Source organism: Microtetraspora sp. AC03309, from assembly GCF_020826795.1.
Classification (GTDB): Bacteria; Actinomycetota; Actinomycetes; order Streptosporangiales; family Streptosporangiaceae; genus Microtetraspora; species Microtetraspora glauca.
On sequence record NZ_JADDIL010000073.1, the window covers coordinates 1 to 14,853 of the forward strand.

Here is a 14,853-nt window from a genome sequence, read left to right on the forward strand (position 1 = left end):
GGCGTGGTGGCGTGGGGGTGCTGCGGCGAGCCGGTGAAGGGGCTCTGCGGGGCGGCCGGGCCGAGAGGGTCGGACGTGGGCGCGGGGCCGGAGTCCGCGCGCGGCGTGGAGAAGTAGTCGAACCCCTGGGGGGCCGCCTCGGGCTTCCCCGTCTCAGGGCCGCCGGCTCGCGGCGTGCGCGGTTGGCGCTTGGGCAGCGGCCGGTGCTCGGGATCCGATCCGGCGGACGCGGTGCCGGACGCCGCCGATCCTCCGGATGCCGGAGATCCCCCGGACGTCGCGGATCCTTCAGAGGTGGCGGAGCCTGGTGCTCCCGAGATCCTTGCTTGCCCCGATGTTCCCGATGGGGGTGCCGACGGAGCCGGCGCCCGGGTTTCCGCCGCCGCTGACGCGGGCGGCGCCGATGAAGCCACTCCTGGCGGCACGGATCCCGCCGCCGGTCCCGCCGCCGTCCCGGCCGCAGACCCCGTCGCCGGTCCTGCTCCCGGCCCCGCTGCGGGGGCGGGAGCGGACGGGGTGCCGAAGGACGCGAAGTGCCCTGTGGAGGGCGGAGAGCCCTGCGGTGCCCCGAAGCCGCTCCCCGCGGGCGGGGCCGCCCACGCCTGCCGTACGGGCGGCTCGCCCTCCGGAGCCGGAGCGGCGCCGGTGGGCGCACCGCCGCCGGGAGCGGCGGACGGCGGCGGCCACTCGCCGGTGATGCGGCCGATCACGCCGGTGGGTGCGTCCTCGGAGGGATCGTGCGGTTCACCCGGGTTCGCTCCCGGAACGTGAGGGGTTGGGCGAGTGTCAGTCACGGGAGGAAACTCTCAAGGTTCGCCGAGCGGGGGCCGGTGGCTCATTCGAGACGGAGCCTGCGTTCTAGACGCTAGCGCGGACGTCCCGTGCGGTCAGGCGAACGTGGAAGCACGGAATGCGTCCGCTCCGCCCAACCTTAACGCAAGTCTCAACGATCACTCCTGTAACGGACATCAATAATTGCTGTGAACGGCGGACCTCAGCCCTTGCAGATGTCCGTCTCGGAGGTCACGGCGTCGTCGCCCACGTTCAGCGCGACCTTGACGCCCTTCCAGTCGGCGCCGACCACGAGCTGGATGATCGGGCCCGCGACCCGTCCGGGCTTGGCCGGGGTCGAGGCGGACGTGAAGGGCGTCGCCGGGCCGGTGGCCAGCTTGCCGGTCTCCGGCTTGATCGTGTTCTCCAGCTTTCCGCTGAGGATCTTGGCCTGGTCCCAGCCCTGCCCGGTGTAGCGGATCATGGTCGTCGGCTGGTCGCTGCCGTCGGGCTTGCGCGCGTCACCGACTCCGACCACCCGGAAGCCTTCGGCGGCCAGCGCCTCGGCGACCTCCTTGGCCTTCCCGCCGGTGTTGGTGCCGTTGAACACCTGGACCTTGACCTGCTCCGGCTTGGTGACGGTCGGGGCGGCGGGCTTGGTGCCGCCGGAGGAGGAGGCGGCGGGGCTCGGCGACGCGGTGACCTCCACGTCGCCGCGGATGCCGGCGAACAGTTTGTCGGCATCCGGCTGCTTCCACTGGACGCGGTTCTTGTCCGCGACGTACGGCTCCCAGGGCACCTTGGTGCCCTTGAACCCCTTGGCGCTGAGCTTGGAGGCGCTCTTCGCGATATCGAGGAGCGCGTCGCCGTTGAGCTTGTCGTCCATCGTGACGGAGTCGGCCGTGGCGTCGATGAACTTCTGCAGTTTGTTCCAGTCGGTGAGCAGCCCGCTGCTGGTGGCCTTCTTCACCACCTGGGAGATGAAGACCTGCTGGCGTTCGATCCGGCTGATGTCGCCGCCGTCGCCGAGGGCGTAGCGGGCCCGTACGTAGGCGAGGGCGGTCTCGCCCTTGACGATGTGCTTGCCCTTGGTCAGGACCAGCTTGGCCTTCTTGTCGTTGACGTCCTTCGGCAGGCAGATCTCGATGCCGTCCAGGGCGTTCACGATGTTCTTGAATCCGGTGAAGTCGACCTTCACGTAGTGGTCGATGGGGATCTGGGTGAGCGTCTCGATGGTCCGGCGGGTGCAGATCATGCCGCCGGAGGAGAACGCCGAGTTGATCATGCCGAGGTGCTGCGGGACGATCGCCTTGGTCTTCACGTCGCGGCATTCGGGGATCAGGACCATGGAGTCGCGGGGGAAGCTGATCAGGGTCGCGCCGTCCCTGTTCGGGGCGACGTGCAGCAGCATGATCGTGTCGGTGCGCTCGCCGTCGTTCTCCATGTGCTGGCCGTACTTCTTGTTGTCCCCGGTGCGGGTGTCTGATCCGACCAGCAGGACGTTGATCGCACCCGTCGCGTTCTCGGGGCGGTTCGTGTCCAGGTCGTCGTCGGATTGACCGACATGGAACTTTTCGAAGGTGTCCCGGTAGATCTTGTACCCGGTGAGTGTGCCGGCGACCATGACGGTGGTCATGGCGATGCTGGCCCAGCCGAGCACGCCCAGGCCCCGCTTGCCATCGCCCGAGCCGCCGCGGCGGCGTGACTGCGGCCCGCCGCCGGGAGGGCTGGTCGGAGGGCCGGTCAGTGGGCCGCTCGGGGGGCCGTCGCCGTTCCGGCTCGTGGCCCGGCGGGACCCCCGGCGCGAGGCGGTGGTGGCGGCGTCGCCGTACGCGTCGTCCCTGGCCATCTCGTAGTGGTCGTCGCGGCGGGCGCCGTGCCCGTTCCCCTGGGCATTGCCCTGCGCATGTCCCTGAGCATGACCACGCCCGTCACGCTGGGGGTGGACCTGACCGCCGGCGGGCTCGCCGTCGTGGCCGTCGTCGAACGCGGCCTCGTTCTCGGCGTCGTTCCCGGCGTCGTTCCCGGACTTGCGCCGGCCCCAGAGCTTCTTGCGCGGTTCCTCGTCGTCCGGTTCGTCCCAGGGGTCGACGTTCGAGCGCCGGCCCCAGCGCCGCTTCGGCGGGTCGTCGAGGTAGTCGTCGTCGGGCTCGCGCTCGCCCCAGGGCCCGCGCTCGGGCTCGGGCTCGTCGTACTCGTCCTGCGGGTATCCGTGCTGCTGGTGCCCGGGGTCCTGGTAGCCCTGCTGGTACGCCTGGTCCTGATAGCCCTGGTCCTGACGGGAGCGGCCCTGGTGACCCTGTTCCTGGTAGCCCTGCTCCTGGCGGTCGGCGGGCCCGGCGGCTCTGGCACCGCCCCTGCGGCGGCCGCGCGGAGCGTCCTGGGCGTCCTGGTAAGCGTCCCGGCGCTGGTCCTGGTAGCCGTCCTGGCGCGGGGCGCGGCCCTCGGGCCCGCGCCGATCGCCTGAATAACGGCCCTGCGGGTCGTACTGGCCGTGACGGTCGGGCTGCCCCTGACGGTCGGGGCCGCCGTAGCGGGCTCCCGACTCCTCGCGGCCCCAGACGCGCTGTCCGGGCTGCTCGGGCGTCCCCGGAGGCTGGCGGCGGCGGTCACTCATGCGCCCCTCCTCGTCGCGGGACGCGCTGGACGTGTGGGCGAACAGCCGGGCTGACTACTGCTTCGCACGCACACGTGTCCTCCTTGCTTTACGGTCCATTGACCGAGAGCATGACTGCTCATCGCCGAGGCTAGGTCACGTACGCGCGGGCGGGCGCCGTGATCGCTGATTTTGGACGTGACCAGTCTTTTGCATCGACAGGGGTGATCCAGCCGGAAGCATACTCAAACATAGATATTTCGGGGTATGTCAAATAGCTGAACAATGCCCGACTCTCAGGAACCGTCCAGGTCCAGGGCCCTCTGGTGTACGGAAAGTCGATGAAGCCGGACATGAGTTCGATATGGCGCCGATGCGGCGGCCGGGATGCCGGGATGTGATCGGGATGCCGGGATAAGGATCAACGCCGGGAACGCGGCCGCACCATGAGCGCGGCGGCCAAGCAGGCCAGCGGAGTCGCGGGCAGCACGTATCGATAGTCGAACTCCGCCGTCGCGGCCGGGATGAACAGCAACAGGCCCGCGACCGCCCAGGGCACCGCCCATGCCGCGCGCCACGCCTCCGCCCTGCGGGATCCGGCCCCCGTGCCCTTCGACGGAGCCAGGCGCCGTACGGCGAAGCGCGCGACGGCGACCAGCGGGGGAAAGAGCAGAACGGGCAGGAGCAGCACGCCGGGCAGGAAGGCCACGCTCTGGTAGGCCCGCATCACGCCCGCGTACGGCTCGACGACCCGGGTGCCGATGGGGCCCCGCTCGTACTGCTCCGCGAACCGGGTGCCGACGATCGCCGGATGGCGCCCCGGCGGGCCGGGGGTGTCCGCGGGGAACTCGTAGTACCCGTACGTCTCGGCGTCGGGATAGACCGGCCGCCCCCACACGAACGACCGGGCGAGCTCGTCCATGGTGGTCGCGACGTAGTCGAGCGGCTGGCTGCGGATGGCCAGCCAGGCGAACCGCCCGGCCAGCGCGTCGGTCTCGCGGAGGAACGTGATGCCGGGCAGCCGGACCAGGGGCGCGTCCGGATCCCAGATGTACTCCTGCGACGGGGGCCTGCGGGCCGGGGGCCGGTCGTCGCACAGCACCGCGAGGTCGGCCGGAGGCCGCATGACCGCGCAGTCCGCGAACGACATGGTCCGCGCGTACAGGAAGACCCCGTTCGCGCCGATGAGCCCCACCCGGTGGTGGGCGGCCCAGAACCAGCCGCCGTAGGCCGCGACCGGCACCAGCGCCGCCGCCAGGAACACCCCGGTCACCCGCCACGGCAACCGGCCGCGCCGTACCCGCCCGCTCGCTCTCCCGGTGGCGGCCCCGGTGCCGCCGTCGGCCGCGCCGCCGGCCGTGCCGTTGCCCGCTCGGGCGGCGCGGGAGCCGAACCACAACAGGAGGATCCCGAAGGCGGCGATCAGTGGGAGGGCCACGGTCCTGGTCAGCGTCGCGGCGGCCAGGAGGAGACCGGTGGCGAGGGCCGTACGCCAGGTCAGGGGGCGCAGCGTCAGGCAGACCGCGGCGACGATCAGGAACGTGAACAGCGAGTCGGAGACGAGCAGGTGTTCCAGCTGGATCTGGTACGCGTCGAGCAGGACGGGGGCCGACGCCAGGGCGCCCACCCAGCGCGGCCTGCGCCGGCGCACCACGGCGAGATAGATCATCACGCCGGTCAGCAGGCCGAGCAGGTGCTGGGCGAGCGTGACGAACCCGAAGCCGTGCAGAGGCTCGAACAGCCGCAGGAACATCGAATAGCCCGCCGGACGGACCAGATCGGGCTTGGGCCGCATCGCGGTCACGACGTAGCTGTAGGAGTCCGGGAACCAGAGGGCGGGCCGGTATCCCAGCATGGTCACGACGCGTAGCGCGGTCCCGAGCGCGAGCACGCCCAGGAACCACCTGTGGCGGCGAGCCCACGGCGCGACGCGCCCCACCATCGACACCCTGACTCCCCGTCCCCCGGCGTTCATCCCGGCGTACGCTACCGGCCGGCCACGACACATCGTGCCGCGCCGCGTACGGCGCCGAGGCGCGTGGGACGGTCAGCCGCGGGAGGCCGTTACGCTCGGCTCATCCCAACGCACTGGTTTGGCCGGCTCCGGCCGCGAACGACATGGCCCTCGGCGGGCCGGGTGCTCGCCGTCTGCTCCGCCGTGCCCGCGCTCGCCCTCGCCGGGTGGCTGCTCGCCGGGTTGCCGCTGCTCCTGCTCGGCTGGTTCCGGCCGCTGCCCATGGCGCTGCTCGGCGTGGGGACGGCCGTCGTCCTGTGCTGGTGGGGCCTGCGCCGCCTGCCCGAGACCGTGGACGCCCTGGCGTCGCACACGGCGGCGGTGATCGGCATCGCCCTCGGATCCGGCCTGTTCAACGGGTTCCTGCGGGCCGAGCAGCTCTTCGTGCGGCGGGACCCCGCGACGTACGCGCAGTACGCGATCTGGCTGGCCCGGCACGGGTCGCTGCCCATTCCCTACGGCGACTTCGGCGGCCCCGATCCCGCGCTGCGGTTCGACAGCATGGGGTTCTACGACTTCCACGGCGCGATCGTGCCCCAGTTCATGCCGGGCCCCCCGATGCTGGACGCCGTCGGCTACTGGCTCGGCGGCGTGCCCGGTCTCCTGCTGGTTCCGCCGGTGCTGGGTGCGCTCGCGGTGCTCGTCTTCGCCGGAACGGTCGCCCGCCTGGCCGGAGGCCGCTGGGCGCCGCTCGCGGCACTGGTCTTCGCGGTCAGCATGCCGATCATCTACACGTCGCGGACGACGTTCAGCGAGATGCCGTCCCTGATCCTGCTGTTCGGCGGCATGGCGCTGCTGCTCGACGCCCGGCACCGGCTCCGGGCCGGCCACGGCGCGCTGCTCGGGGCGGGGCTGGCCGGGCTCGTCTTCGGACTCGCCCTGCTCGTGCGGATCGACGGCCTGCGTGACGTGCTCCCCGTCCTGGCGTACGCCGGGCTGTTGATCGCGCTGCGCCGCATCTCCGGACCGCCGCCCGAAAGCCCGCCGCCGGCGGCGGGCGGTGCCGCGCGTCCCGAACCGGCCCGGCGATTTCCGGACGGCCGGTTGGGTGTGCCGCTCCTGGCCGGGCTGGCGTTGGGCGGGTTCTGCGGGTTCGCCGCCTGCTACCTGCTGGCCCGCCCCTATCTGGAGTACCTCTCGGGGTCGTTGCTGCCGCTGCTCGCGATCTGCGCCGTCGTCGTCCTGGTCACCCTCGCCGGTACGGCCCTCGCCCCTCGGATCGCTGCCCGGATCGCTGCCCGGACCGGCTCCGGGCGGGGACCGGCGGGCCCCGGGCGGCTCGGCCGGGCGCCTCGGTGGCTGCCCGGGATGCCCGGCTCGGCCGCCGCGCTGGTCGTGCTCGTCATGGCCGGCCTCGCCGTACGCCCCTGGTTGCAGACCGTGCGCCGTGTGGCGGTGACCCCGGAGGACCTGCTCACCGCCGACTTCATCCAGCAGGTCCAGCGCGCCAACCATCTCCCGGTGGACGGCACCCGGCTCTACTACGAGCACTCCCTCTACTGGGTGATCTGGTACGTCGGGGTTCCGGTCGTCGTCCTGGCCACGCTCGCCGCCGCCGTTCTCGTGCGGCGCCTGGCCCGGGGGCGGGGGCTGGCGTGGCTGCTGCCGCTGGCGATCATCGGCTGGACGACCGCCACCACGCTCTGGCGCCCCGCGATCACCCCGGACCATCCGTTCGCGGCGCGCCGGCTGGTGCCCGTCGTGATCCCCGGGCTGATCCTGCTCGCGGTCTTCGGCCTGCGGTGGGTGCGCGACCGCCTCGGGCGCGCGGGGTACGGCTCCCGCCTCGCGGTGGCCGCGGGCGCCCTCCTGCTGGTGGTCCCCCCTGCCGTCACCTCGATCGGGACCGCGTTCTCGCCCGTCGAGCGGGGCGAGGCCGCCGCCGTCGCCCGGATGTGCGCGGCGATCCCCCGCGACGCGTCCGTACTGATCGTGGAGAGGGTCACCGGCGACAGGTTCACCCAGCTCGTGCGTGGTCAGTGCGGCGTCCCGGCCGCGCGGATCAGGAACCCCAAGGGGTCGAGCGTGGCGCTGGAGACCGACGTCCGCAGGCTGATCGACCGGGTGCGGGCCACCGGCCGCCGTCCCGTGCTGCTCGCCGCCGAGCAGCCCCAGCTCATGCGGTACGGCAAAGCCACGCAGGTGCTGCGGCTGCGCACGCATCAGGACGAGCGGTCACTCGCCAGTCCTCCCGACGCCGTCTGGTCCCTCGCGGTCGACGTCTGGATGGCCATACCCGTGTGTCACGGCCGGTGGCGGGAAATGTCATGTTTATCGGGTTAAGGTCGGCGGATGGAGTGGCGATCCGAGCCCACCGAAGCCGAGGAATTGTCCTTCGGGGGCGACACCGACCGCGAGCCACGGCTGTCCGCCTGGGTGCGGTCACACACGAGGGCGGTCGTCGTCGCGGTGTCGTCCGTCGTCCTCCTGGCCGCGCTGGGTGCGGGCGGCTGGTTCCTCTACCGCCAGTCGCGGCTTCCTGAGGACCCGCCCGCGGGCCCCTGGCCCCGGCAGGTGAAGTTCGTCGTCGACATGTGCGGTGGCAGGCGGCCCTACGGATCCTGCCCGGACGGCGATCCCGCCACCACGCGGCAGGTCCGGGCGGTCGAGGAGAAGCTCCGAACCCTCCCCGATGTCACCGGGGTGATGTTCATCGGCAAGGACGAGGCGTACGCGAAGGTCGTGGCCTTCTACCGGGCCGAGGGCGAGGCGGTGGACATCATCAACAAGGAGGCGTTCGCGGATTCCTTCGAGGGCGAGATGAGAAGCCCGGAGGTCTTCGCCCGGGTGGCCCACGAGGTGGGCTCCCTCCCCGGCGTGGGCATCGTACGCCGCGTGCCGATCAGCTTCTGGCTGGGCAAGGCCGACGTCTCCGTCGAGTTCTGCACCTCGACCCTGCTGAACGAGAACTGCGGTGAAGGCCCGGCCGGCGAGCGGCAGAAACAGGCCGTGCTGGACCGCCTGCACGATCTGGCAGGGGTACGGACCGTCTACTTCGCCGATCGTGCGCATGGGCTCAAGGAACGACGGGCGTACGTCGCGGGCGGACCGGAGGACGGGGCCGCCATGCGCGAGGAGGACGTCCCCGAGTGCTTCTACGTGAAGCTCGACGACCCGGGGCAGGTGAGGGGCATCCAGAAGGCGCTGGAAAAGATGCCCGGAGTTCTCGCCGTCTGGCCGGTCTCCATGTGATCGTCGCCGGTTCCCATGTGATCGTCGTTCGCCGTGGGTGCGCGCGGCTTCGTGTGGAACCGGCGGTGGAGGAACACGCCCTGTCAGGGAACGATCATGGCGCTAAGGTCTGCGCATGGATTTATCGGCGGATATCCCGGAAACCGAGGAGTTGTCTTTCGGCCCGGACTCCGTTCGGGAGCCGGGACCGGCCACCGGGGGTCTGCGGGGCCTCGGTTCCCGCCTGAGGGCGTCGCGGGTGGGGAAACCGGGGGTGTGGAAGCCGATCGCGGCGGCCGCGTCGATGGGCCTCCTCATCGCCGGAGTCGTGGCCGACACCGCCAGATATCAGGTGCCGCTGCTGCCGCCCCCCGACGGCCCCTGGCCCGAGACCGGCACCTTCTTCCTCTATCTCTGCGAGGACGACAGGGCGTGGGCAGGGTGTGCGGGCCGTGGCGCCGTCACGGTCGGGGAGCTGCGAGGCATCGAGCGGGCGCTCGCGTCGCTCCCGGAGATCACGTCGTACCGGCGCCGGACGCGTGAGGAGGCGTTGGCCATCGCGCGTCAGGATTACCGGATCGGTGCCATCCTCACCGTGGACTTCATGCCCCACATCACCTACGGCGGCACCCTCGCGCGAGGGGACTGGCGCGCGCTGCTCGGCGAGTTGGCCGACCTTCCCGGGGTGGGCGCCTCGGGCGCCTACCGGGACAACTTCTGGTGGGGGAAGGCGGACGTCTCGGTCATGCTGTGCCCGAAAGACGCCGTACACCGGTCCGCGAAGCGATGTGAAGGACGCGGACGGGCCACCGAAGCCGAGAAGGAGGCCGTTCTCGACCGGATCCGCGCGGTCCGGGGCATCGAGAAGATCTATCTTGAGGACCCGGCACACGCGGCGAAGGCCCGTGACCACGTCGAGTGGCTGATGTCGTTCGGAGGCGGCGATCTCGACGAGCTGCCGGAGACCTTCTATCTCACGCTCGCGGACCCCTCGGCGGTCGCGCGTATCGAGAAGTCGCTCACCGGCATGGCGGGCGTGGCGCAAGTGACGCCGGTGGTCCGGCCGTAGCGGGCCGGGGACCCTACGAGATCGGGATGTGGGGTCGGGGGTCGCCGGGGCAGAGTACCCTTGCCGGACGTGAGCACGCCCGATACCTCTGGAAGCGCCGTGATCCCCGCCGAAACCCCATACGTGACGATCGTCCTGCCCTGTTACAACGAGCAGGATCACGTGATCGACGAGGTCGAGCGCATCTGCGCGGCCATGGACGCCAGCGGTTACACCTACGAGCTGCTCGCCGTGGACGACTGCTCCAGCGACGAGACGCTCGCGCGGCTCCAGGAGGCGGCGCCGCGTTTCCCGCACATGCGGATCAAGGCGTTCCACCGCAACGGCGGATCGGGCACGGTGCGCAGGATCGGCTCCCAGGAGGCCCGGGGCGAGATCGTCGTGTGGACCGACGCCGACATGACCTACCCCAACGAGCGCATCCCCGAGCTGGTCGGCATCCTGGAGAAGGACTCGACCGTCGACCAGGTGGTCGGCGCGCGGACCACCGAGGAAGGCTCGCACAAGTTCCTGCGGGTGCCCGCCAAGTGGTTCATCCGCAAGGTCGCGGAGCGGCTCGCCGGGCAGAAGATCCCCGACCTCAACTCCGGCCTGCGGGCGTTCCGCAAGTCGGTCGCCAAGCCGTACCTCCGGCTGCTGCCGCCCGGGTTCTCCTGCGTCACGACGATCACGCTGTCGTTCCTGTCGAACCAGCACGACGTCTACTACCTGCCGATCGAGTACAGCAAGCGGGCCGGGAAGTCGAAGTTCAGCTTCATCTCCGATGCCTACCGCTACATCCTGCAGGTGCTGCGGATGGTGATGTACTTCAATCCGCTCAAGGTGCTCATGCCGCCCGCGCTCTGGCTGGTCGGCATCGGCCTGGTGAAGGGGGTCTACGACAACATCAAGACCCCGTTCTACCTGGCCGGCAACACGACCGTGATCTTCATTTCCGGCCTGCTGATCGGGTCGCTGGCACTGCTCGCCGACCTGATCGTCCGCTCGCGGGCCGAGTGACGCGATGAGGATCGCGATCGTCGGCCCGACCTACCCCTACAAGGGCGGCGGCGCCCAGCACACCACCGAGTTGGCCCACCGGCTGCGGGCGCGTGGCCACGACGTGGTGATCGAGTCGTGGAAGGCGCAGTACCCCTCCTTCCTGTATCCCGGACAGCAGACGATCGACACGCCGGAGGGCGAGCCGTACCCCGAGACGCGCCGCGAGCTCGACTGGCGGCGGCCCGACGGCTGGGTCCGCCGCGGACGGCGGCTGCGCGGCGCCGACCTCGTGATCCTGGCCGTCCTCAGCCCCGTGCAGGTGCCCGCCTACCTCGGCATCCTGTACGGCCTGCGCCGCCGGACCCGGGTGGTGGCGCTGTGCCACAACGTGCTTCCGCACGAGAGCAAGCCGTACGACCGGCCATTGATGAAGGCGCTGCTCGCGCGGGTCGACGCGGTCCTGGCGCATTCGGAGCAGCAGGCGGAGCTGGCCAGGGGACTCACCGGGGTCCCGGTGGGGGTGTCCGCGCTCGCGCCGCATCTGCCCGCGCGCGGCCTCCCGGCCTCGCGGGAGCGCGAGCCGGGGCGCGAGCTGCTCTTCTTCGGCATCGTCCGGCCGTACAAGGGGCTCGACCTGCTGCTGCGGGCGCTCGCCCGGGTGCCTGACGTGCGCCTCACGGTCGCGGGCGAGTTCTGGGGCGGCTGGGAGGAGACCAGGGCGCTCATCGGCGAGCTCGGGCTGGACGACCGGGTCGAGCTGCGGCCGGGGTACGTCGCGGCCGACGACGTGCCCGGCCTGTTCGCGCGGGCCGACGCCCTCGTGCTCCCGTACCGCTCGGCGACGGCGAGCCAGAACGTGTGGCTCGGTCATGAGCACGGTGTCCCGGTCATCGCGACCAGGGTCGGCGCGCTTCCCGACAACGTGACCGACGACGTGGACGGCCTGCTCGTCGAGCCGGGCTCCGTGGACACGCTCGCGGACGCGATCACGCGCTTCTACGAGCCGGGTACGGCACGGCGGCTGGCCGAAGGGGTCAAGGCCGTCGATCCCGAGCCCTTCTGGGACACCTACGTCGACACGCTGCTCGGCCTTTCCTGACCGAGCGGGAGGGCGGGACGCGGCAGGGTGCGGGCGAGGAGGAAGCCGAGCCCGGCCCAGGCCGCGTCGCCCAGCGTGAACGCCACCCGCGACACGACGGCGACCACCAGGGCCCTCGGAGTGTCCAGGACGGGCGCGAGCGCGACGACCATCGCCCCTTCGCGTACGCCGATGCCCGCGGGGACCACGACCGTCAGGATGCCGGTCGCCCAGGCCAGTGCGTACGCCCCGGCGGCGACGGCGTAGAGCGTGAGCCCGCCGGACCGCATGTCGGCGACCAGGACCCACAGGTGAACGCCGTAGCAGAGCCAGCCGATCATCGTCCAGGTGGCCGCCCTGAGCATGTCCGCACCGCTCAGCACCCGGTCGAGGGGCTCCTTGCGGGCGATCCTGAGGGCGAGGTTCAGGCCCCAGGTCAGTACGCGGGGGTGCAGGCCGACGAGGATGAGCGGGATCAGCGCCAGCAGGTACCACGCCTGACCGGCGATCTGCCGGGAGAGGGTGGCCGCGGCGAGGGTGAGCGCGCAGCCGAGCGACGTGACCAGGGCGAGCGCCGTGGCGCTGAACGTGCGCCGAGGGGGCGCTCCGTGGTCGCGGGCCAGCTCCATCATGGCCGCGAACGCCCACACCGAGCCGGGGATGTACTTGCCGAGTTGCCCCACGTAGAGCACGCGCGCGGCCACCCGGAAGGGCAGCCGCGAGCCGAGCCCGCCCAGGACGGCCATCCAGGCGAGCAGCATGAAGGCGTAGCTGATGAGCACGGCGGCGAGGCATCCGGCCAGCGACCACCACGACAGCCGGACAAGCGCGGCCGAAGTGTCGGTCCAGTTCCTGGCCAGGCCGTACCCGAGGAAGGCCAGCGCGACCAGGGCCAGGAGGCCCCTGAGCAGTCGGCTCGACCGCAGGCGGCTCAGCATCCGCCAAGAGTACGACCCGAAGCTACCGTTTGGTAGGGGTGAGTTGTCCACAAGGTGGGCCGAGCCCGCCCCGGCGCGCCGGTACTGTTGGGCGGCGTGGGAAGCGGAGGAGTGGTGAGAGGGCCGATGAGCGGCCGGGGAGTGGTGAGCGACCGGTGAGCAGGCAACGCGCCGCCCAGCTGGAGTACTCCGAGTTCCAGGCGGCGATGCTGGACGAGGAGAAGCGCCGCCGCAAGGCCGCCAAGATCATCGCTGTGCTCGGGCACTTCCTCGGCGCCGAGGATCCCGCCCGCCCGCTGGCCGGGCTGACCGTCGCCGACATCGGCTGTTCCGCCGGGTTCATCGCCGACGAGCTCGCCGGCGCGGGAGCGAGCCGCACGTTCGGGGTGGACATCGACGTCCCCGGTCTGCGGAAGGCGGCGGAGCGGTTCGGCGAGCGGGTCGAGTTCGTGTGCGCCGACGGTGGCGCGCTGCCGTTCCCCGACGGCTCGGTCGACGTGCTGGTGTTCAACCACATCTACGAGCACGTGGTGGACCCCGACGCGGTGATCAAGGACATGCACCGGGTGCTCGCCGACGACGGCGTGCTCTACCTGGGCCTCGGCAACCGGCTCGGCGTCATGGAGCCGCACTACAAGCTGCCGTTCCTGTCCTACCTGCCGCCCGCCGCCGCCGACCGCTATGTGCGGGCGTTCGGCCGGGCGGACAACTACTACGAGCGCTTCCGCACCCGGGGCGGCCTGCGCAGGATGCTCAGGGACTTCCACGTGTGGGACTACACGTTCCCGGTGCTGGCCTCGCCCGAGCGGTTCGCCGGCGGCGAGCTGTTCCCCGGCGCGGTGGGCCGGGTCGCCAAGAGCACCCTGGAGCGGGCGCCGCGCGAGGCGCTCCGGGCCCTGCTGCCGATCGTGCCGACGTACCTGTGGGTCGCGACCAGGACGCCGCGCCGCCCGCGCGGACCCGTGCTTCCGCAACCACCCGAGCCGGTGCGCACACCATGACCGGCGCGCGACGCCGAGAGCCGGGCGGGGCGGCGGCGGGGGAGCGGGTGGTGCGCCGGTGACCGGGCGCAAGGCCCTCCGGCTGCTCTTCCTGGCCGTCGCGCTGGGCTTCGGCGGGTGGGCGGTCGCGAGCCGGTGGACCGAGGTGTCGGCGGGCTTCGCGCGGCTGTCCTGGCCGGAGCTCGGCGGTTCCCTGCTCGCCGTGGTCGCGGCGCTGGTCTGCGGCATGATGATGTGGCGGGCCCTGCTCGCCGACCTCGGCTCGCCGCTGGCGTTCCGGGACGCCGCGAAGATCTTCTTCATCGGCCAGCTCGGGAAGTACATCCCCGGATCGCTCTGGCCGGTGCTGGCCCAGATGGAGATGGGCCGTGACCACGCCATCCCGAGATCGCGCAGCGCGGCGGCGTACTTCCTGACCTATCCCGTCTATCTGGGCAGCGGGCTGCTGACGGCGGCCGTGACGCTGCCGGTGCTCGCGGGCGGCTCGGTGGCGCGGTTCGCCTGGCTGCTGCTGCTGATCCCGGTGCTCGCGGCCGCCCTGCATCCCTCCGTGGTCAACTGGGGCATCAATCTCGGGCTCAGGCTGCTGCGCAAGCCGCCGCTGGAGCGGCCCCTGAGCCGACGTGGCGTGCTCGTCGCGTGCGGCTGGGCCTTCGCCGGTTGGGCCGCGTACGGCACGCACCTCGCCCTGATCGTCCACGGCCTCGGCGCGACGGGGCCGAGGGCGGCGCTGTTGAGCGTCGGCGCGTTCGCGCTGGCCTGGTGCCTGGGCTTCATCGTGGTGATCGCCCCCGCGGGCGCGGGGGTGCGCGAGGTCGCGATGGTCGCGGCACTGGCGCCCGTGCTCAGCCAGGACGCCGCGATCGCCGCGACGATCTGCTCCCGGCTGATCGTCTCGGTGGGCGATCTCGTGTGCGCGGCCCTCGCCGGGATCTCCGCGCGGCGGGCGGCACCCGTGGCGGTCGGGAGATCCGGGATCTCCGGGGCCGTCTCCCCGACCGCGTCCGAGAGCACGCCCGGGAGCACGTCCGGGAGCACGTCGGACGTCACGCCGGGGCCGGAGGATTCGCGGCGGGAATAGCGTGCGATCGAGGACACACCGGCGGCCGATGGTTTTGCGTGATTCACGGCATTTGCCAGGTCAGCGGAATTTTCCGGGCAGGTCTCAGGTCGGGCACATCTGGTTTCCTCACGGCGTCCTGCGGATCGTTAGGCTAACCTCGCCAATGTGAGG

The 14,853-nt window shown here is 71.7% G+C and carries 11 protein-coding genes; 7 read left to right on the plus strand and 4 right to left on the minus strand.

The window, feature by feature from the left end:
- Nucleotides 1-288: 288 nt before the first annotated feature.
- The 3 genes from IMZ11_RS33070 to IMZ11_RS33080 form a co-directional block, all read right to left on the minus strand.
- Nucleotides 289-687, minus strand: coding sequence for a hypothetical protein (locus IMZ11_RS33070; protein ID WP_228646335.1), 399 nt, complete (start codon nt 685-687; stop codon nt 289-291).
- 307 nt (nt 688-994) lie between these two features.
- The gene (locus IMZ11_RS33075) at nt 995-3,388 is read right to left on the minus strand and encodes an LCP family protein (protein WP_228646336.1); all 2,394 of its coding nucleotides are present in this window, start codon (nt 3,386-3,388) and stop codon (nt 995-997) included.
- A gap of 400 nt (nt 3,389-3,788) precedes the next feature.
- Complete coding sequence (locus IMZ11_RS33080; protein ID WP_228646337.1) at nt 3,789-5,342, minus strand: phospholipid carrier-dependent glycosyltransferase; 1,554 nt, start codon at nt 5,340-5,342, stop codon at nt 3,789-3,791.
- A 162-nt stretch (nt 5,343-5,504) separates the two neighbouring features.
- Here IMZ11_RS33080 and IMZ11_RS33085 point away from each other — a divergent pair, with 162 nt between their 5' ends.
- From IMZ11_RS33085 to IMZ11_RS33105, 5 genes are all read left to right on the plus strand, one after another.
- The gene (locus IMZ11_RS33085; protein ID WP_228646338.1) at nt 5,505-7,664 is read left to right on the plus strand and encodes a hypothetical protein; all 2,160 of its coding nucleotides are present in this window, start codon (nt 5,505-5,507) and stop codon (nt 7,662-7,664) included.
- Nucleotides 7,665-7,673: 9 nt separating this feature from the next.
- A complete protein-coding gene (locus IMZ11_RS33090) occupies nt 7,674-8,573 on the plus strand; it encodes a permease-like cell division protein FtsX (protein ID WP_228646339.1) in 900 nt (299 codons plus the stop codon).
- A 253-nt stretch (nt 8,574-8,826) separates the two neighbouring features.
- The gene (locus IMZ11_RS46445; RefSeq protein WP_228646340.1) at nt 8,827-9,621 is read left to right on the plus strand and encodes a permease-like cell division protein FtsX; all 795 of its coding nucleotides are present in this window, start codon (nt 8,827-8,829) and stop codon (nt 9,619-9,621) included.
- A 69-nt stretch (nt 9,622-9,690) separates the two neighbouring features.
- Nucleotides 9,691-10,620, plus strand: coding sequence for a glycosyltransferase family 2 protein (locus tag IMZ11_RS33100; protein ID WP_228646341.1), 930 nt, complete (start codon nt 9,691-9,693; stop codon nt 10,618-10,620).
- A gap of 4 nt (nt 10,621-10,624) precedes the next feature.
- Entirely contained in the window at nt 10,625-11,701 is a 1,077-nt protein-coding gene (locus IMZ11_RS33105; protein WP_228646342.1) for a glycosyltransferase family 4 protein, read from the plus strand.
- On the opposite strand, the gene IMZ11_RS33110 is transcribed toward IMZ11_RS33105, so the two are convergent.
- Nucleotides 11,671-12,618: a lysylphosphatidylglycerol synthase domain-containing protein gene (locus IMZ11_RS33110; protein WP_228646343.1), complete on the minus strand. Its 948-nt coding sequence runs from the start codon at nt 12,616-12,618 to the stop codon at nt 11,671-11,673. The genes IMZ11_RS33105 and IMZ11_RS33110 overlap by 31 nt on opposite strands.
- 155 nt (nt 12,619-12,773) lie before the next feature.
- Between IMZ11_RS33110 and IMZ11_RS33115 the strand changes: the two genes are divergently transcribed.
- Nucleotides 12,774-13,619 carry a class I SAM-dependent methyltransferase gene (locus IMZ11_RS33115; RefSeq protein WP_228646344.1) on the plus strand — a complete coding sequence of 282 codons (846 nt, stop codon included), beginning with the start codon at nt 12,774-12,776 and terminating at the stop codon, nt 13,617-13,619.
- Between the two features lie 58 nt (nt 13,620-13,677).
- On the plus strand, nt 13,678-14,700 hold the full coding sequence (locus IMZ11_RS33120) for a lysylphosphatidylglycerol synthase transmembrane domain-containing protein (protein ID WP_228646345.1): 1,023 nt from the start codon (nt 13,678-13,680) through the stop codon (nt 14,698-14,700).
- Nucleotides 14,701-14,853: the final 153 nt, after the last annotated feature.

Excerpts from the sequence above, each read along its gene's own strand:
- IMZ11_RS33075 (WP_228646336.1), bottom strand. The coding sequence starts at position 3,388 with ATGAGTGACCGCCGCCGCCAGCCTCCGGGGACGCCCGAGCAGCCCGGA.
- IMZ11_RS33080 (WP_228646337.1), bottom strand. The coding sequence starts at position 5,342 with ATGAACGCCGGGGGACGGGGAGTCAGGGTGTCGATGGTGGGGCGCGTC.
- IMZ11_RS33090 (WP_228646339.1), top strand. The coding sequence starts at position 7,674 with ATGGAGTGGCGATCCGAGCCCACCGAAGCCGAGGAATTGTCCTTCGGG.
- IMZ11_RS33105 (WP_228646342.1), top strand. The coding sequence starts at position 10,625 with ATGAGGATCGCGATCGTCGGCCCGACCTACCCCTACAAGGGCGGCGGC.
- IMZ11_RS33110 (WP_228646343.1), bottom strand. The coding sequence starts at position 12,618 with ATGCTGAGCCGCCTGCGGTCGAGCCGACTGCTCAGGGGCCTCCTGGCC.